Source organism: Halosolutus halophilus (assembly GCF_022869805.1).
In the GTDB taxonomy this organism is placed as follows: domain Archaea; phylum Halobacteriota; class Halobacteria; order Halobacteriales; family Natrialbaceae; genus Halosolutus; species Halosolutus halophilus.
Window position 1 is genome coordinate 1,485,138 of the sequence record NZ_CP094974.1, and the last position, 18,419, is coordinate 1,503,556.

Here is an 18,419-nt window from a genome sequence, read left to right on the forward strand (position 1 = left end):
ATCCCTACCCCCGGCTCCCGACGACAACGCCTTTGTCAAAACGGCGTGAGGTGTCAGTATGGACGTCCACACCGCGCTGCACGGAATTACTTGCCCGCTGGTCACGCCGTTCGACGACGGCTCGATCGACGACGAGGCGCTGGCGGGCCTCGTCGACCACCTCGAGACGGGCGGGATCGACGCCGTCTTTCCCTGCGGGACGACCGGGGAGTTCCCGAGTCTCGCCCCGGCGGAACGACTGGACGTGATCGAACGGACCGTCGAGCACGCGGACGTCCCCGTCGTCGCGGGAGCCGAAGCCACCAGCGTTGCGGAGACGATCGACGCCGTCGAGAACGCTGCCACTGCCGGTGCCGACGCCGCCGCGATCGTCGCGCCGTACTTCACGACGGCGAACGATCCGGCGGGGAACCGGCGGTTCTTCGAGGCCGTTCTCGCGGAGGCCTCGCTCCCCGTCCTGCTCTACAACATCCCGCAGTGTACGGGCCAGCGGATCGAACCCGAGACGGTCGCCGCCGTCGCGGACCACGAACGGGCGATCGGGATCAAGGACTCGAGCGGCGACCTCGCGTACTTCCTGTCCGTACTCGAACGAACGCCCGACGAGTTCCTGTGCCTGCAGGGGTACGACGCGATCCTGGTCCCGTCGCTGCGGATGGGCGCCGACGGTGGAGTCAACGCGCTGTCGAACGTCGTTCCGGAGGTCTTCCGCGAGGTCGCCGACGATTCACACGGCGATCGCGCCCGAGAACTGCAGGCCGAGGCCATCGCCCCGCTGTTCGAGGCGTGTACGACGCACGACTTCGCCCCGGCGACGAAGGCTGCACTCGTGGAACGGGGTGTCCTCCCGTCCGACGACGTCCGTCCGCCGCTAGTTCCCGTCGACGACACCGGTCCGATCGCCGAGGCACTCGATCGTGCGCTGGCGGTCGGCGATCGGTGACCGGGCGGCAGCGATCGTCACCCCACGGCTGCGATCGTGCGAACGACCGCTCGTAATCCCCTTATACCTCCGATCGTCTATGCCACCGTATGCACCCTCCGGGAGCCGATACGGTCCTCCTCCGTCACGGCGACGTCAACACCAAGAGCAAGACCGTCAAGCGGCACATGGAGGGACTGCTCGTCGAAAATCTCGAGGCTATGCTCTCGGATCGGTCGGTTCCCGGCGAGGTCGAGAATCGCTGGAGCCGACCGCTGATCCACGCCACGGAAGGGACCGTCGAGGCCGCGACGGATGCCGCCACGGACACCTTCGGCGTCGTCTCCGCGAGCCCCGCGCGCACAGTCAGTACCGAGAAGGCGGCGATTCTCGACGCGCTCGCGGAGACGGCCCGCGCGTGCTACGACGGCGGTACGTTCGCAGTCGACGCGCGCCGGGCGGACAAACGACTCCCCTACGACAGCGAGGATCTGGCTCGCGAGGGCGGCGCAGTGATCTGGGAGGCCGTCGAGGAGGAGTTCGACCCCGAAGTCGACCTCGACGACCCGGATCTCACGTTCGGCGTCGAGGTCCGCGACGACGTCGCGTTCGTCTACCTCGAGACGCGACCCGGGCCCGGTGGCCTCCCGCTCGGCGCACAGGAGAGCGTCATCGCGATGATCAGCGGCGGCATCGACTCGCCCGTCGCGGCCTACGAGATGATGAAACGCGGCAGCCCGATCGTCCCGGTGTACGTCGACCTCGGCCCCTACGGCGGAATCGACCACGAGGCACGGGCGATGGAGACCGTCCGCACCCTCTCGCGGTACGCGCCCAACTTCGACATGCAAGTGTACAGGATTCCGGGCGGCGAGACGGTGGACCTGTTGGTTCGTGAGATGGAGCAGGGCCGGATGCTCTCCTTGCGCCGGTTCTTCTATCGCGCTGCCGAGACGCTGGCCGAGCGCATCGACGCGAACGGCATCGTCACCGGCGAGGCCGTCGGCCAGAAGTCCAGCCAGACCGTCCAGAACCTCGGCGTCACGAGTCGCGTCACCGATCTACCGATCCACCGGCCGCTGCTCACCTGGGACAAAGCGGATATCGTCGCGAAAGCACGCGAGATCGGCACGTTCACCGATTCGACGATCGACGCCGGCTGTAACCGGGTGGCCCCCGATCGGGTCGAGACGGACGCCCGTCTCGGACCGCTTCTCGAACGCGAACCCGACGATTTGCTCGAGCGTGCCGAGGAAGCTGCGAGGAACGCGGAACTGGTAGAACTCTGAGCTGTCAGGGGACTTCTGGCAGCCCAACCCGCGATTCCGACGCGGATCGACGATCGACCGGAAGCCGAAACCGACATTACACAGCCGCACGCACCACATACCAGTGACTCGCGTCTGTCTCATCGGGAACGCCGACGTGAATCTCCAGTACGAGCTCCTCTCCCGCGAAACCTCCCGTGAGGCACTCGTGACCTACGATCTGGAGCGGCCGTTCGAAAACTCGCTGGCGGTCCGAACCGTCAGCATCGGGGCCGCGGTCTCGCTGCTGAACGACCTGAACTGGTACCTGATCCGCTTCGTCGACGAGGCACTCGTTCAGGAACCGAGCGTCAGCGACGAGGAGTGGCTCTCGCGCCCGCTAGCACGACAGCTCCGAAACGGCGACGTCGAGGCGACCGAAACCGGGGAGTTCTGCAAGGTCTACGGGCTCGAACCCGTCTCTCCCGAAGGCATCGATTCGGAGCGGGACGGTTCGGGAGACGCCGATTCAGAGCGGAGCGATTCGGAGAGTGTCGAGGCGGCGGAGAACGCCGACTCGACGTCCGCCGACGGTGAGAACGACGCCGACTCGAGCACCGACAGCAACCGATCGGACACCGGCCCGTCCAGATACCGACTCGTGGAACCGCTGTACGTCCGCCGGACCGACGGGGACCTCCCGGCGTACGACCTCCGGGACGTCGAGGAGACGCTCGTCGTTCGCCTGACGGAAGCCGAGTACTCGCCGTGATCGGCGACGAGAGCCGGATCGGTCGCGCTACGTCGAGGAGTCGCTATCGCTGTCCGATCCGTCGTCGTCGGAATCTCGCTCGGTGTCCGATTCCGACGCCGATCCCTCGCTACTGTCGAACCCCATTCCGAACCCGTGCTCGGTACCGTCCCGGTCGACGATCGTCGCCGAGAGTTCGGATCCGCCATCGCCGGTCGGCGTCGCCCGCACGAGTTGTCCGACCGCCGTCTCCTGCTGTGCACAGAACTCGTCCGAAGCGGATTCGTCGCTCACCCTCGCGGTGACGTCGATCGACTCCTCGCCGACTGTGACTTCGTCGAGGACCAGTTCGTGGCAGAGATCGGGTGCGCTGGCCTCCAGCGAGACCAGGACCGACTCCTCGAACGACGTTTCGTCGACGAACTCGGTGACCGCTTCGTCGGCGGTCAGGTCCCGGTCGGCGAGCCACTGCTCGGCGGCGTCCCGGTCGAAGTGGGTGTCGACGTCGGGGTCCGCCGGGAGTTCGGTGTGAGTCAGCGACTGCGTCTCGTACACGGTCTGTTCGGACTCTTCGTCGCCGTCATCACCGTCGTCGCCGTTGCCATCGTCGTCGGTCTCGTCCTCGCCGCCAGCGCCCGGCTCGTCGTCGGTTCCGTCGGTATCGTCACCACCGGTGTCGGACCGGGAACCCTCGTCGGCGATACAGCCGGCAGTGAGCGCGAACAGAGCAGTCGTCGTACAGAGAACCGATCGGCGCGACCGGCCGGATCGATCGGAGGAACGCGTCATCGTGCCCGGACGTACACAGCAGCGGGTAAAAGGAGTTGTTCAAGGTGAAAGAACGATTTTGGTCTTCGGCTCGCGGGATCACCGCTCGCCCGTTCGGAGATTGTTACACTCCTCGACTCTCCCGTCAGTCGAAGAGTCCGGTCGAGAGATACCGTTCGCCGCTGTCCCAGAAGACGGTGACGACCAGCGGGCAGTCCTCGGCCGGCCGGCCACCGTCCGGTTCGGACGTGACCGCCCGTCCGTCGAACGCGCCCGGCACGTCGGGACAGTCCTGCCTCGGATCCGCGATTTCGTCGGCGATCCGCTGGGAGACGAGGCTCGTCGCCCCGCTGGATTGCCCGACGAGGATCCCCTCCTCGCGAGCGAGGCGGCGGCACTCGTCTTCCGCATCCTCGAGCGCCACCGTCTCGACGCGATCGATCAGATCCCGATCGAGGTTCTCGCTGACGAAGCCGGGGCCCATCCCCTGGAAGTCGTCGTCGCCCGACTCGCCGGTCGAGAGGACGGCGTTGCGTGCCGGTTCTACGGCGATGATATCCATCTCGGGGAACTCCTCGCGGAGCCGTCGCCCGGTCCCGGAGAGGGTGCCGCCGGTGCCGACGCCGGCCACGAAGGCGTCGATCTCCCGATCGCCGACCTGTTCGACGATCTCCTCGCCGGTCGTGCGATAGTGGGCCGTCGGGTTGGCGGGGTTCTCGAACTGGCCGAGCTGGATCGCGCCCGCCGCTTCAAGGTCGTCGGCGCGGGCACGGGCGTCGTCCATCTCGCCCTCGACGAGTTCGAGTTCTGCACCGTAGGCGGCCATGATCCGTCGGCGCTCCTCGGACTTCGAGGCGGGCATAACGATCGTGAGGTCGTATCCGCGGGCGGCGGCGACGAGCGCGAGCCCGATACCGGTGTTCCCGCTCGTCGGTTCGACCAGCCAGTCGCCGGGTTCGATCAGGCCCTCCCGCTCGGCCGTCCGGACCATCTCGAGGGCCGGGCGGTCCTTGGCCGAGCCGCCGGGGTTGAAGGATTCGACCTTGGCGGCGACGGTCGCCCCCTCCGGCGAGTCGACCCGGACGAGCGGCGAACCGATCGTGTCCAGGATGCTTCCCTTCATTGCCCGGCCGTAAGGAGTCGAGACGTAAACCCGTAGTGGGCCGAGGCAGGTCGTGCCGGTGTGTCGGCTCCCGCCGAGGACAGGGGCTCCGTCGCTCTGTCTATCGGACGGCGATCACTGCGACGGAACTGCCGGCGTCACCCTCTCTGCGTCGTCGATTCGCTTCTCGGCGTACTGGTCCGCGGCTGCGAGAACCGTCGTCTCCCGTTCATCGGCGCGCTCGATCATCTCGCGCAATCGATCGCCGATCGCGGCGGCTTCCTCGTAGGCCTCCTCCCGGCCCCCGCCGAGGTGCTCCTTGGCGACGGTAATCAGGCCGCCGGCGTTGATCACGTAGTCCGGCGCGTAGCGGATGCCCCGCTCTCGAAGCACCTCGGCGTGTCGGCGCTCGGCGAGGACGTTGTTCGCTCCGCCGGCGACGATATCGCACTCGAGTCGCGGGATCGTCTCGTCGTTGACGACGCCGCCGATCGCACACGGCGCGAAGACGTCGCAAGACTGATCGTAGACGGTGTCGGAATCGACGACGTCGACGTCGTGGTCCGCCGCGAACGACTCGACGGCGGCGGCGTCGACGTCGGTGACGGTGACCGAGGCGTCCCGCGCGAGCAGTTCCTCGGCCAGCGACTTGCCGACCTTCCCCAGCCCCTGGATCACGACGTCGAGCCCCGCGACGGAGTCCGACCCGTAGACGGACTCGACGCACGCGCGAATTCCGTGAAACACGCCGTGGGCCGTGATCGGCGACGGATCGCCGAGACCCTTGCTCGTCCCGACGACGTTGTCGGTCTCCCGCGCGACGACGTCCATGTCCTCGACGCCGGAGTTGACGTCGACGGACGTGATGTACCGACCGCCCAGACAGTCGACGGCCCGTCCGTACGCCTCGAACAGCGCCTCGGTCTTGATCTCCGCCGGGTCGCCGAGGATGACGGCTTTGCCCCCGCCGAGCGGGAGATCGGCGGCGGCCGCCTTGTAGGTCATCGCCCGCGAGAGCCGGAGGACGTCCGCCAGCGCATCGTCTTCCGTGTCGTAGTCGAGAATACGTGTGCCCCCGAGACTCGGTCCCAGCGTGGTGTCGTGGATCGCCACGATCGCCTGCAGGCCGGTTTCGGGGTCCGTGAAGTACGATACCTGTTCGTGGCCGTCGTCGCCCATCGAGGCGAATACCATGCTATATAGATCTTCTGTTTACCGTAAAAATTGTATCGCTCTCGACTGCGCCGGACGACTCGACCGGCCGCCCGCTCTCGAGGACGGTTTTTTGTCCCCGTCCCGTGATCTGCCGTCATGGACGGAATCGTCTTCTTCCGGACGCAGTGTCACGACGACGTGGTCGCGTTCTACCGCGACCTCGGCGCGACCGTCTGGCGCGAGCAGCCAGACTGTACCATCCTCGAAGCGGGCACGTTCCGGGTCGGGTTCTGCGATCGGGAGACCGCCGACACCGAGGGGATCGTCACGTTCGTCTTCGGCGACCGCGACGGCGTCGACGACGCGTACGAACGGCTCGCCGATCGGGCAGCCGAAGAGCCGCGGTTCAACCAGAAATACGGCATCTACCAGTTCTTTGCCGCGGATCCGGAGGGCCGAACCGTCGAGTTTCAGACCTTCGAGTGACCGTCGATCGGCACTCCCGACCCGTCTCGCTTCCCGCCGTCACCTCACGGTATCGACGGGAGTTCGATAGCGACCGCTCCGACGCGAGTCCGCACGAAGCACGGTCGTTAAGCCCCCGGCCACGTAATGCGCGGGTATGAGTCTCGAAACCATGCGGCCGAACCCGACGTGGGACGCCGCATCGTACGCGGACACCGTGGACACGCTCGCAGCCCATCGCGACGAACTGACCTTCATCGTCTGGGGCGGCGACTGGTGCAAGGACTGTCGCGCACTCCTGCCCGACTTCGGGGCCGCCCTCGAGGCGGCCGAGGTTCCCGACGACCGGATCGAGGCGATCGCCGTCGATCAGGACAAACGGGGACCGCGCGTCGACGAGTACGGTATCGAGTACATCCCGACGATCGTGGTCGAGCGCGCGCCCGACGGCGCGGACGGAGATGCGGGCGAGGAACTCGTCCGGTTCGTCGAGTCCGAGGACGTCCCGCCCGCCGTCTGGCTCGCACGGGAACTCGAGGCAGAACTCGAAGCCGAAACGGCCTGACCGTCGTCCGACAGTCCTACCACCTCAGAACGGAACGTTTTCTCCCGACTCGGATCCGTCGTCCGATTCCACCTCCGTCTCGCTCAGCCACTCGATCGCGTCGTCGACGTCCGTCGTCGGCGGCGAACACGTACGATTGCGGCAGACGTACAGCGTCGGCTCCCCGTCGCGTGCGTCACGATCGGCCCAGATCGCCGGGGCCTCCGCGAGGTCGAGCCGATCGAGCCACGACTCGAGGCCGTCGTCGGTCGGCGGCCGCGGGGCGAACAGCCGGTCGGGAAGGTACTGCGTGGCGAACCGTTCGTACCACTCGTCGGGGACCTCGTCGGCGGCGACCGTGACTTCGAGCGCGCCCGACTCGAGTCGATCGGCGGCGAGACAGAGCGTGGCGTGCTGGAGCGGGTCGGATTCGAGCCGGCCGGCGTGGGTTTCCAGGACCCCCGACGCGATCGATTCGAAGTCCTCCTCGGCGAACCCGTCCAGCGCGAGCAGCGTCTCGACGGCCACGCCCGCGGCCGAGGGCGTCGACTGATCGCCCAGTTCCTGGGGCCGGGTGACCAGCGCCTCGCCGCTCTCTGGCGTGAAGTACAGCGTCTCGCGATCGGCGTCCCAGAACTCCGCCTCGATCACCCGCGCGAGATCGAGCGCGAACGCGAGGTGATCGACCTCGCCGGTGACTTCGTAGCAGTACAACGCGCCGCGGGCGAGGAACGCGTAGTCCTCGAGGTAGCCCTCCACCGCGACGTCCCCGTCCTTGTAGCGCCGGGAGAGCCGCTCCTCGTCGTCGTCCCAGAGCCGATCGCGGACGAACTCGAGGGCGTCGACCGCCATGGTGGCGTACTCGTCTGCTCCCAGGACGAACCCGGCCTCGGCGCAAGTCGAGATCATGAGGCCGTTCCAGCCCGCGAGGACCTTCTCGTCGCGGGCCGGCCGAGGCCGTTCCTCGCGGGCCTCGAATAGCCGTTCGCGTGCGGTCTCGAGCCGATCGCGAACCTCGTCTTCGGAGAGGTCGTACCTGTCGGCGAGGGTGTCGATCGGCGCGACGATGTTCGGCTGATTCTGACCCTCGAAGTTGCCCGATTCGGTGACGTCGTAGCGATCGCAGAACAGGTCGGCAGCCGTCCCGTCGTCGACCGCGTCGCGGATTTCGTCGGGCGTCCAGACGTAGAACGCCCCTTCCTCGCGTTCGCCCGCCTCGGTCTCGCTTTGCGCGTCGAGCGTGCTGAAGAATCCGCCCTCGTCGTGGGTCAGTTCCCGATCGACGAACGCGAGCGTCTCGCGGGTGACCTCGGCGTAGCGCTCGTTTCCAGTTAGCTGGTAGCCGGCGAGCATCGTCCGCGGAATCTCCGCGTTGTCGTACAGCATCTTCTCGAAGTGGGGCACCGTCCAGTCCCGATCGACGCAGTACCGATGGAACCCGCCGCCGACGTGGTCGTAGAGGCCGCCGGCGGCCATCGCGTCGAGAGTTTCCTCGAGCACCGCGCGGTACTCGTCGCGTCCGGTTCGATCGTCGGCCCGAGCGAGGACGCGGAGCCGTGCGGGCTGGGGGAACTTGGGACCGCCGGAGCCGAACCCGCCGTACTGCCGGTCGGCGCTCCGGAGGGCCGTGTCGGCGGCCGTCTCGAGGACCTCGCTCGACGGCGGCTCTGCGGCGCCGACCGACTCGGGTGTCTCTTCCAGTTGGCCCCTGGCGGCCTCGGTCCACTGGTCGGCCCGGTTTTCCATCTCCGCGCGATCGTCCGGGTCTCGCCAGGAGTCGCTGATCCGATCGAGAAGGTCGCGAAAGCCCGGCTGGCCGCGCTTCGGTTCCTTCGGGAAGTAGGTCCCGACGTAGAACGGCTTCCCGTCGGGGGTGAGCCACGCCGAGAGCGGCCAGCCGCCGCCACCGGTGACGAGCTGGCAGACCGTCATGTAGATCGAGTCGACGTCCGGGCGCTCCTCCCGATCGACCTTGATCGGGACGAAGTGCTCGTTGAGCACCTCTGCGACCTCTTCGTCGGCGAAGCTCTCCTCCTCCATGACGTGACACCAGTGACACGCCGAGTAGCCGATCGAGAGGAAGATCGGGACGTCGTGTTCCCGGGCGGCCTCGAGAGCCCGTTCGTCCCACGGCTGCCAGTTGACGGGGTTGTCCGCGTGCTGGCGCAGGTACGGGCTCTCCTCCTCGTCGAGCCGATTGCGCTCTGTCGGCTGGGTCATACGAGAGTCTACGGAGGGAGGCGGGAAAAGACCGGCGCGTGGCACCCATCCCCCATCGGACGTGAGCGGGAGGGGCAGCTGACGCGAGCGGAAAAGACGTGAGCGAGGAGACGAGCGAAACGGATCGTCGACAGAACGATCGCACGGCACGCGACTCGAACGGACGAAAAAGGCGATACGTGAGGGTTCCGTCGATCTATCGATCGATCAGGCCGCCTCTTCCTGGAGCAGCCGTCGCAGCACGAGGTGCAGGACGCCGCCGTTCTCGACGTACTCGACGGCGGCGGGCGTGCCGACCTGTGCGGTCACGTCGAACTCGGTGGTCTCGCCGTCCTCGTCCTCGGCGACGACGGTGAGTTCGGCGTTTGGCTCGAGTCCGTCGTCGAGGCCGCGGATCTCGAAGTACTCGGAGCCGTCGAGGCCGAGTTCCTCCCAGCCGTCGCCCTCCGCGAACTGCAGGGGCAGGACGCCCATGCCGATCAGGTTGTCCCGGTAGATGCGCTCGTAGCTCTCGGCGATCGTCGCGCGGATCCCGAGCAGGTCGGTCCCCTTGGCCGCCCAGTCGCGGCTGGAACCGGTACCGAACTCCTCGCCGGCCATGACGACCAGCGGGGTGTCCTCCTCGCGGTAGCGCTCGCTGGCCTCAAAGACGGTGGTCTCCTCCTCGGTCGGGTGGTGGATCGTGTATCCGCCCTCCGTGCCGTCGAGCATCTGGTTCTCGATGCGCACGTTCGCGAAGGTGCCGCGCATCATGACCTCGTGGTTCCCGCGGCGAGAGCCGTAGGTGTTGAACTCGTACGGTTCGACGCCGCGTTCTTTCAGCCACTGGCCGGCGGGCAGGTCCTCGCCGAACGGCCCCGCGGGGCTGATGTGGTCGGTCGTGACGGTGTCGCCGAGGGTGAGCAGACAGCGGGCGTCCGCGACGTCCTCCACGCCGGGTTCCTCGAGCGGGAAGTCCTGGAAGAACGGCGGCTCCCGGATGTACGTCGACTCGTCGTCCCAGTCGTAGACCTCGCCGGTCGGCGCGTCGAGGGCCTCCCAGCGATCGTCGCCCTCGAAGACGCTCGCGTACTTCTCCTCGAACATTTCGGGGGAGACGCTGTCGTGGATCGTCTCGCGAACCTCCTCCGGGTCCGGCCAGACGTCCTCCAGGTAGACCGGTTCGCCCTCGTCGTTCGTCCCGATCGGCTCCTCCTCGAGGTCGATGTCCATCCGGCCCGCGAGCCCGTAGGCGACGACCAGCGGCGGGCTGGCGAGGTAGTTCGCGCGGATCTTGGGGTGGATGCGCGCCTCGAAGTTGCGGTTCCCCGAGAGGACGCTCGTCGTCCAGAGGTCGTGCTCGTCGATGTCGGCCTCGATCGGCTCGGCCAGCGGACCGGCGTTGCCGATACAGGTTGTACAGCCGTAGCCGACGACGTGGTAGCCGAGTTCCTCGAGGTCGTCGAGGAGATCGGCTCGTTCCAGGTACTCGGTGACGACCCTGCTCCCCGGTGCGAGACTCGTCTTGACGTACTCGGGCACCTCGAGTCCCTGTTCGGCGGCGTTTCGCGCGAGCAGCCCCGCGGCGACCATCACCGACGGGTTCGAGGTGTTCGTACAGGAGGTGATCGCGCTGACGAGGACGTCCCCGTGGCCGATCTCGACCTCGGTTCCGTCCTCGAGTTCGACGGGGACTTTCTCGTCGAGGTCGGGTGAGGTCTCCGTGACCAGTCCTCCATCGCTGGTTGCGCCATCCTCGCCGCCGACGACGCCTTCCTCCTCGAGCAGCGTCGGGAAGTGCTCGTCCAGATTGCCCATCGGAATGCGGGCGTGGGGCTTCTTGTGGCCCGCGAGGCTGGGTTCGACGTCGCCGAGGTCGAACTCGACGACCTCGGTGAACTCCGGATCGTGCTCGCCGAACAGGCCCTGGGCCTCGAGGTACTCGCGGACCAGTTCGATGTGGTCCTCGTCGCGGCCGGTGAGTTCGAGGTAGTCCAGCGTCTTCTCGTCGACCGGGAACATGCTGATCGTCGACCCCTGCTCGGGCGCCATGTTCGCGATCGTCGCCCGATCGGCGACCGAGAGCTGCGAGACGCCGGGGCCGTAGAACTCGACGAACTTGTCGACGACGCCGACCTGGCGGAGCTTCTCGGTGATGTGGAGCACGAGGTCGGTCGCGGTCGCACCCTCCGGCAGTTCGCCGGTGAGTTCGACCCCGACGACCTCGGGTAGCGTCATCGTGATCGGCTGGCCGAGCAACGCGGCCTCGGCCTCGATGCCCCCGACGCCCCAGCCGACGACGCCGATGCCGCCGATCATGGGGGTGTGGCTGTCGGTTCCGACGAGGGTGTCGGGGAGGAGCCACTGTTCGCCGTCCTCCTCGCGGGCGTGGACGACGCGCCCGAGATGCTCCAGGTTGACCTGGTGGACGATCCCGGTTCCCGGCGGGACCACGTTGAAGTCCTCGAACGCTTGCTCGGCCCACTTGATCGCGCGGTAGCGCTCCTCGTTGCGCTCGTACTCGAGTTCGACGTTCTTCTCGTAGGCGTCCTCGCTGCCGAAGTAGTCGACCTGGACACTGTGGTCGATCACGAGGTCGCAGGGGACCTCGGGTTCGACGCTGGTCGGGTCGACGCCCTTGCGATCGGCCGCCGAGCGAAGCGCCGCGAGGTCGACGACCGCGGGGACGCCGGTCAAGTCCTGCAGGACGACTCGCGAGGGCTGGAACGGCACCTCCGCGTCGGGGACGTCCGGTTCCCACGACGCCGCGTTCCGGACGTCCGCTTCGGTCACTCGTTCGCCGTCCACGTTCCGGAGCACCGATTCGAGCAGCACTCGGATGCTCACGGGGAGTTTCTCGAGGTCGCAGAGCCCCTGATCCTCGAGAACCGTGAGATCGGCCATCTTGTACGTCTCGCCGTCGTGTTCGAACTCCCGGATGGCGTTCGAGACGTCATCAGTTGCCATACTCGACCTAGTAAGTCACCACATTTGAATCCCCCGAGAATCTTCTGTACACACCTTATACACCCCGTATTTGTCGGAGTGTGATGTAGTACCACGGCCGGGGTCGGGAGACTCTCCAACCCGGACAGCACGACGGCCCGGGAGCCACGGTCGATCGCGCGAGACGGCCATCGGACTGAACGAGATGCGGTGCTCGAGGTCGTGCGCAAAATACGTGAAAACGGATCGAGGCGGGACGAGAACGGAGCGGCGCGTCAGTTGCCGGTGCCGTTGTCGCCGCCGTTTCCGCCGCCGTCGCCGCCGTCTCCGCCGCCGTCTCCGCCGTTGCCTGCGCCGCCGTCGCCGCCGTTTCCGCCGTCGCCGCCGTTACCGTCGCCGTCGTCTCCGTTACCGTCGCCTCCGTTACCGCCGTTACCGTCGACACCACCGAGCATCGCCTCAACCATGTCCAGCGCAGGGTCACGGAATTCGCCGTCGCCCATCGTTTCGCTGTCGCCAGCGCTGAGGTCGGCGTCCTCCGTGAAGAGGAAGCCCCACGTGGGTGCGTCCACGCCGAGGTCGTAACTGATGATGTACGCGTCCCAGTCGTCGGGGTCGTCGAACACGTCGTCCGCCGACCCGGACTCCTCGATCAGGTCTTCCTTCGTTGTCGTGTTCAGCGCCGAGACGACCGTGAAGTCCTGGCCGGGGAGGTAGTCATCTCCGTACACGATCACGTCGCCGTTCTCCTGGGCGGCAGCACTTCCTGACGTCGCGCCTGCGCCGAGGGCGAGCGCCGTCGTGGCGAGCGCTCCCTTCTTCATGAACGAGCGTCTGGAGTCGTCGAATAGTCCGCTATCTTCTTCTGTCATGTCTCTCACCTAAGTCCCCTCTTCGGGGTAGACCTTTCTTGACCCAATTTTCGCATAAGTCAGTCCCATTGTTTCACCGTCTAAGACAAACTAAAGTCACAAATATGCCGCCATTAGCCACTACGGAGCCGAATTTCGGCACTTTACGGCGGCGCGAGATTCGGATGTCAACAATGGTTGTTTATCGATCGAAACGGGCTTCGGAACGCGCGATTCAGTCCGTTACTGTTTCTGATAGGTATGCGCTGTGTGAGCGCCGACCGCATCTCCCTGCTTCGCCCACGAGGATAGCCGATTGCGGCCTCTAAGGCGGTTTATCGTGTGATTTGAGGCGATAGGGACGGAGTACGCAACCCCTCATATAGCAAAACAAATGCTTTCCTCGGACTATCACCGGGAAAATCAGCACCGAAAAACGGTCACAGCCCGTGAGTATCATCGGATCGGATGAAGTTTCGAACTGGCTCGTTCGAACAGTTGCGACCGCCGGCGCGTCGGGCGTCGTTCAGGTCGCGGTGAAGGAGGGCACTACTATCGGAACGGTCGAACGTCGCGCAACTGGGAATGAAAAGAAACAGTCCGATCGGATTCAGTCCGCGCTCACAACCCGACCTCGACCAGGCCGAGTCGGGCCCGCCGGAACGCTCCGTCGTCGCCTAACGTCTCGCTATCGCCGGTGCTGAGGTCTGCATCCTCCGTAAACAGGATCCCCCACGAGGGGGCTTCCACACCCAAATCGAAGTCGACGATGAACGCGTCCCAGTCGTCGGGGTCGTCGAACACGTCGTCTCCCGCCCCGGAGTCCTCGATCAGATCTTCGAGCGTTCTCGTTTCCAGCTCTGCGATGACGTCGAAGTCGACGTCGGGCCGGTAGTCCGCTTCGAGCACGATCACGTCCTCGTCGTCCTGGGCGGCGGCGGTCCCTGCCGTCGCGGCTGCGCCGAGGGCGAGCCCCGTCGTTGCGATTGTCCCTTTCGATACGGATCGTCTCGCGTCTGAGTGTCCGTTGGTCTCTTTTGACATGTCTCTCACCTGCATCCCCCTGCTCAGGGTAGGCGTTTCTTGACCCCATATCGCTTAAGTCAGCCCCATTGTTTCACCGGCCAAGACGACCTGTACCTGAAAAACTTCCCTCTTAGATCCGCAGTGGCTCGGGTTCCACGCATCGTCGGTCCGCCGATCGGTCGATCCGGGGTCCGACCGCGTCCCGATCGGGACGCGGCCTCCCCAGTGCTCCGGCCCGTGAAACGAGTTGGTAGCCGGAATCGGGGCCGATCGGCGCGGCGACGATGGCCGACGGTGGATAAAACGCGAGTTCGGTGCAGAGCCGTCTTACGGGAGATTTGTAGCCGAAGACGACGCAGTTCGGACCGCCAGGAGACAAAACCGGTGCTTTCTGCGGACTATCACGTGGAAGATCAGCGCGGGGTACGAGTCACATCCAGTGGTTGTTTGAGGGTCCCGAACGACGGTCCTGAACGGCAGTTCTCGAGCACCGTACGTGTCGACGGGCCGAGCGGCGTTCGGGTCGCGCGAAGAGGGGCACTCCCGTCGAAACGTGCGAGCGAAGCGCCACTAGGCGGGAAAAAACTCTCGAATGGGATCGATTTGGGGCTACAGCTCGACCTCAACGATATCTAGCTGAGCGTCACGGAAATCCCCGTCATCGCCCATCGTCTCGCTGTCGCCGGTGTCGAGATCGACGTCCTCCGTGAACAGAACGCCCCACATCGGGGCGTTCCCGTCGTTGTCGGAACTGATGACGTACGCGTCCCAGTCGTCGGGATCGTCAAAGAGGTCGCCCCCGGCGTCGTCGATCAGATCCTCTTTCGTTTCGGTTTCCAGCATCGAGATGACCTCGAAGCCCACGTCGGGTCGATAGTCATCCGCTAACACGACTACCAGGTCTTCGTTGTTATCGTCATCGTCATCGTCGTCCTGGGCCGCGGCGCTCCCCGCCGTCGCGGTTGCGCCGAGTCCGAGCCCAGTCGCGGCGAGCGCTCCTTTCGTCAGTCTTGCATCGGACCGTTTGTTAGTTTCTTTTGACATTTCTCTCACCTATGCCCCCTCTTCGGGGTGGACGTTTCTTGCTGCAATTTCGTATAAGTCGGCCCGTTCGTTTCACCGGCCAAGACGACCTGTACCCGAAGAACGCCCCTATTAGGTCCCCGGCGGCACGGGTCCTGGCGTCGTCGATTCGCCGCTCGATCGAGAACGAACGCAATTCGCTCGACGCCGACCGCGATCGGGGACGGTCGTAGTCGGGTTCCGTCGACACGAACGCCGGGAAAACGAGTGATTATGTGGTCGGTGACCGGTCACGACAACGGCCCGCTGACGGTGTGGTCGTCCAGCGATCGGGTCGCGGTGACGCCGCCGATCCCGGATCGGGGACGAGATCGTTCCGGATCGACGGCCGGGACACCGATCGAGGCCGTCACTCGCGGCAGGCGTACACCACGAACGCGAACCCGTCGCGTTCGTCACGCGAAACCTCCCGAAACGACTCTCGATCCCACACCGGAAACCGCGTGTCGCCGTCGGGTGCGTCGTGAACCTCGGTGACGATCAGCCGATCGATCGCGGGCAGGAACTGCTCGTACACCGACGCGCCGCCGGCAACGAACGCCCGATCGGTGCCCTCGTGGCGCTCGCGGGCCGCTGTTTCGGCCGCCTCGATCGCCCCCTCGAGATCGGACGCCACGACGGCGTTCTCGGGCGTCTCGAGGTCCCGACTCGTCAGGACAATCGTCGTCCGGCCGGGGAGCGGTTCGCCGAGGGCCTCGACGATGCCCTCGTAGGTGACCCGCCCCATGATGACGGGATGGTCCATCGTCACCTCCTTGAAGTGCTGCAGGTCGTCGGGAAGGTGCCACGGCATCTCGCCGTCCCTCCCGATGACGCCGTTCTCCGCGACGGCGACGATCGCGGCGAGTTCGAGGTCGGTCTCGCGAACGGCCGCCGGGAGGGACTCGCGGGACGCGGTCATTCGGCCACCGAGAACTCGATCCCCTCGTGGGAGTCGTACCCCCGCAACTGGACGTCCTCGGAGGCGAGGTCGTCGATCGACGTGTCCGCGAGGTCGAGCGTCGGGCGGTCGAGTGGCTCCCGCGACAGCTGTTCGAGCAGGCCGGGCACGTGATCGAGTCGCTCGTCGCCCTCGGCCTCCGGCGGCGCTTCGGCCTCGAGCCACGCCTTGACGTCCAGATACGCCTCGCGATCGTCGACGGCGGCGAGTCGGGACTGCAAGTTGTCGAGGTTCTGACCGTACCAGTCGCCCCGATCACCGCGGCCGCAGTAAACGTGTGCATCGACGACGGTGTGGGCGAAGGTGCCGGGTTCGAAGCCGGTCTGCTGGGCGACGACTTTCGTCAGGAGCGCGTAGGCCGCGATGTTGAACGGGATCCCCAGCGCCGTGTCGCCGGACCGCTGCGTGAGGTGACAGTTCAGCCGATCGCCCTGGACGTTGAAGACGAACGAGTAGTGACAGGGCGGGAGCGTCGAGACGGCCGCGTTGGCGGGGTGCCACGCGTTCACGACGAGCCGTCGGGAGTTCGGGTTGTCCGAGAGCGTGTCGATCACGTACTGCAGTTGATCGAACGTCCGGCGGCCGTCGTCCTCGACTGTGACCCAGCGGTGGGCGTCGTCGGGCCAAGACTCGCCCGCGAGTTGCGCGTCGTCCTCCGGGACCGGATACCGGCGCCAGAACCGACCGTAGGCGGTATCGAGGCGGCCGTCCTCGTCGGCCCAGGCGTCCCAGATCTTCGTCTCCTCGCGGAGGTTGCGGATGTGCTCCTCGCCGGAGAGATACCAGCAGACCTCGTGCAGCATCGAGTTCCATCGGTAGCCGTCCATCTCCTTCGTCGTGAGCAGGGGATACCCATCCTGCAGGTCGACCTCGTAGTGCTCGCTGAACGAGGAAATCGTGTCGACGCCGGTTCGATTGGGCTTGTAAGTACCCCCGGAGAGAACCGAATCGACGAGATCGAGGTACTGGTGCATTGTTCGACCCATTCGGACGCGGATACATGACGATTACGTCCCGGTCACGACCGATCGGAACACCGCCCGGTCGACCCTCACGATCGTGTATATTTCCGCTGTCGGAAAGAGCAACGCTTACAGGTTCGTGCGTTCCGCTTTCGACCATGCGAGAACACGTCCTGCTGATCGGTGGCGGCGGCCGGGAGCACGCGATCGCCCGTGCGCTGGCCGACAGCGAAGGCGAACTGTACGCCTGTGCCGGCAACCGCAACCCCGGCATCGCGCGGATCGCGTCCGAGTTCGAGACGCTCGAAACGACCGATCCCGAGGCCGTCGTCGACTACGCCGAAGACGTCGGCGCGACGATCGCGGTCATCGGGCCGGAAGCACCGCTGGCGGCCGGCGTCGCGGACGCGCTCGAGGCCGCGGGGATCTACCCCTTCGGACCGAAGGAAGCGGACGCCCGCATCGAGACGGACAAGGCCTTCCAGCGCCGGTTCATGCAGGAGCACGACATTCCCGGCTGTCCGGACTTCGAGACCTTCGACGACATGGAGGCCGCGTGTGACTTTATCGACGAGTACGACGGCGATCTCGCGATCAAGCCCGCCGGACTCACCGGCGGCAAGGGCGTAAAGGTCATCGGCGATCAGGTCACCGCCGAGGAGGGCAAGGAGTACGTCCGCGACTCCGACTACGATCGGATCGTCCTCGAGGAACGGCTGATCGGGGAGGAGTTCACCGTGCAGGCGTTCGTCGCCAACGGCGAATTCGAGACCGCGCCCGCGGTGCAGGATCACAAGCGTGCCTACGAGGGTGACGAGGGTCCGAACACGGGCGGCATGGGGAGTTACTCGGACGCGACGTTCGAACTGCCCTTCATGACCGCCGACGACTACGAGCGTGCAGTCGAGATCATCGAGGCGACCGTCGACGCGCTCGACGACTACCGGGGCATCCTCTACGGCCAGTTCATGCTCACGAGCGCGGGTCCGAAGGTAGTCGAGTTCAACGCCCGCTTCGGCGATCCAGAGGCGATGAACACTCTTCCCGTGCTCGAGACCGACTTCCTCGAGATTCTCATCGCCGCTCGAGACGGCGAGGCCCCGCCTGAACTCGAGTTCGCCGACAAGGCGACGGTCTGCAAGTACGCCGTGCCCGAAGGGTACCCGACGGATCCGGCGGCCGGTGCGAAGGTACAGGTCGACGAAGAGAGCGCCAGCGACGCATTGCTCTACTACGCCAGCGTGGACGAACGCGACGACGGCATCTACACCACGACATCCCGATCGTTCGCCCTGGTCGGCGTCGCCGACTCGATCGGCGAGGCCGAGGAACTGGCCGAAGACGCGCTCGCGGTCGCTGGCGAGGAGGGACTGCACGTCCGCCACGACATCGGCAAAGCCGACCTCGTCCAGCGGCGGATCGATCACGTGAACGAACTTCGAGAGGAGTAACGCCGTC

16 protein-coding genes are annotated in these 18,419 nt (G+C 66.1%); 6 read left to right on the forward strand and 10 right to left on the reverse strand.

The window, feature by feature from the left end:
• Positions 1 to 58: 58 nt before the first annotated feature.
• The 3 genes from MUG98_RS07265 to MUG98_RS07275 all read left to right on the forward strand — a co-directional run bounded on the left by MUG98_RS07265 (position 59) and on the right by MUG98_RS07275 (position 2,941).
• Positions 59 to 943 carry a dihydrodipicolinate synthase family protein gene (locus MUG98_RS07265; protein ID WP_265111469.1) on the forward strand — a complete coding sequence of 295 codons (885 nt, stop codon included), beginning with the start codon at positions 59 to 61 and terminating at the stop codon, positions 941 to 943.
• An 89-nt stretch (positions 944 to 1,032) separates the two neighbouring features.
• Positions 1,033 to 2,211 (forward strand): tRNA sulfurtransferase, encoded by a 1,179-nt coding sequence (locus MUG98_RS07270; protein ID WP_265111470.1) that lies wholly within the window; start codon positions 1,033 to 1,035, stop codon positions 2,209 to 2,211.
• A 103-nt stretch (positions 2,212 to 2,314) separates the two neighbouring features.
• Positions 2,315 to 2,941, forward strand: a complete 627-nt coding sequence (locus MUG98_RS07275) for a DUF5804 family protein (RefSeq protein ID WP_265111471.1) — start codon at positions 2,315 to 2,317, stop codon at positions 2,939 to 2,941.
• A 27-nt stretch (positions 2,942 to 2,968) separates the two neighbouring features.
• Here the strand turns inward: MUG98_RS07275 and MUG98_RS07280 are convergent, their stop codons facing one another.
• From MUG98_RS07280 to MUG98_RS07290, 3 genes are all read right to left on the reverse strand, one after another.
• Entirely contained in the window at positions 2,969 to 3,709 is a 741-nt protein-coding gene (locus tag MUG98_RS07280; RefSeq protein WP_265111472.1) for a hypothetical protein, read from the reverse strand.
• A gap of 124 nt (positions 3,710 to 3,833) precedes the next feature.
• Positions 3,834 to 4,811: a PLP-dependent cysteine synthase family protein gene (locus MUG98_RS07285; RefSeq protein ID WP_265111473.1), complete on the reverse strand. Its 978-nt coding sequence runs from the start codon at positions 4,809 to 4,811 to the stop codon at positions 3,834 to 3,836.
• A gap of 114 nt (positions 4,812 to 4,925) precedes the next feature.
• Entirely contained in the window at positions 4,926 to 5,984 is a 1,059-nt protein-coding gene (locus MUG98_RS07290; RefSeq protein ID WP_265111474.1) for a Leu/Phe/Val dehydrogenase, read from the reverse strand.
• Positions 5,985 to 6,101: 117 nt separating this feature from the next.
• On the opposite strand from MUG98_RS07290, the gene MUG98_RS07295 reads away from it, so the two are divergent.
• Both MUG98_RS07295 and MUG98_RS07300 read left to right on the forward strand, forming a co-directional pair.
• Entirely contained in the window at positions 6,102 to 6,431 is a 330-nt protein-coding gene (locus MUG98_RS07295) for a VOC family protein (protein ID WP_265111475.1), read from the forward strand.
• 136 nt (positions 6,432 to 6,567) lie between these two features.
• Entirely contained in the window at positions 6,568 to 6,975 is a 408-nt protein-coding gene (locus MUG98_RS07300; protein ID WP_265111476.1) for a TlpA family protein disulfide reductase, read from the forward strand.
• A gap of 24 nt (positions 6,976 to 6,999) precedes the next feature.
• Here MUG98_RS07300 and MUG98_RS07305 read toward each other — a convergent pair whose 3' ends face one another.
• From MUG98_RS07305 to thyA, 7 genes are all read right to left on the reverse strand, one after another.
• Positions 7,000 to 9,174 carry a thioredoxin domain-containing protein gene (locus MUG98_RS07305; RefSeq protein WP_265111477.1) on the reverse strand — a complete coding sequence of 725 codons (2,175 nt, stop codon included), beginning with the start codon at positions 9,172 to 9,174 and terminating at the stop codon, positions 7,000 to 7,002.
• Between the two features lie 207 nt (positions 9,175 to 9,381).
• Positions 9,382 to 12,120: an aconitate hydratase AcnA gene (acnA, locus tag MUG98_RS07310; RefSeq protein WP_265111478.1), complete on the reverse strand. Its 2,739-nt coding sequence runs from the start codon at positions 12,118 to 12,120 to the stop codon at positions 9,382 to 9,384.
• A 254-nt stretch (positions 12,121 to 12,374) separates the two neighbouring features.
• Entirely contained in the window at positions 12,375 to 12,971 is a 597-nt protein-coding gene (locus MUG98_RS07315; protein ID WP_265111479.1) for a calcium-binding protein, read from the reverse strand.
• A 600-nt stretch (positions 12,972 to 13,571) separates the two neighbouring features.
• The gene (locus MUG98_RS07320) at positions 13,572 to 13,994 is read right to left on the reverse strand and encodes a calcium-binding protein (RefSeq protein WP_265111480.1); all 423 of its coding nucleotides are present in this window, start codon (positions 13,992 to 13,994) and stop codon (positions 13,572 to 13,574) included.
• A 591-nt stretch (positions 13,995 to 14,585) separates the two neighbouring features.
• A complete protein-coding gene (locus MUG98_RS07325; RefSeq protein ID WP_265111481.1) occupies positions 14,586 to 15,020 on the reverse strand; it encodes a calcium-binding protein in 435 nt (144 codons plus the stop codon).
• Positions 15,021 to 15,408: 388 nt separating this feature from the next.
• Positions 15,409 to 15,960 (reverse strand): dihydrofolate reductase, encoded by a 552-nt coding sequence (locus MUG98_RS07330; RefSeq protein WP_265111482.1) that lies wholly within the window; start codon positions 15,958 to 15,960, stop codon positions 15,409 to 15,411.
• On the reverse strand, positions 15,957 to 16,973 hold the full coding sequence (gene thyA, locus MUG98_RS07335; protein ID WP_265111483.1) for a thymidylate synthase: 1,017 nt from the start codon (positions 16,971 to 16,973) through the stop codon (positions 15,957 to 15,959). The genes MUG98_RS07330 and thyA overlap by 4 nt, the downstream gene beginning before the upstream one ends.
• Positions 16,974 to 17,119: 146 nt before the next feature.
• Between thyA and purD the strand changes: the two genes are divergently transcribed.
• A complete protein-coding gene (gene purD, locus MUG98_RS07340) occupies positions 17,120 to 18,412 on the forward strand; it encodes a phosphoribosylamine--glycine ligase (protein ID WP_265111484.1) in 1,293 nt (430 codons plus the stop codon).
• Positions 18,413 to 18,419 lie beyond the last annotated feature (7 nt).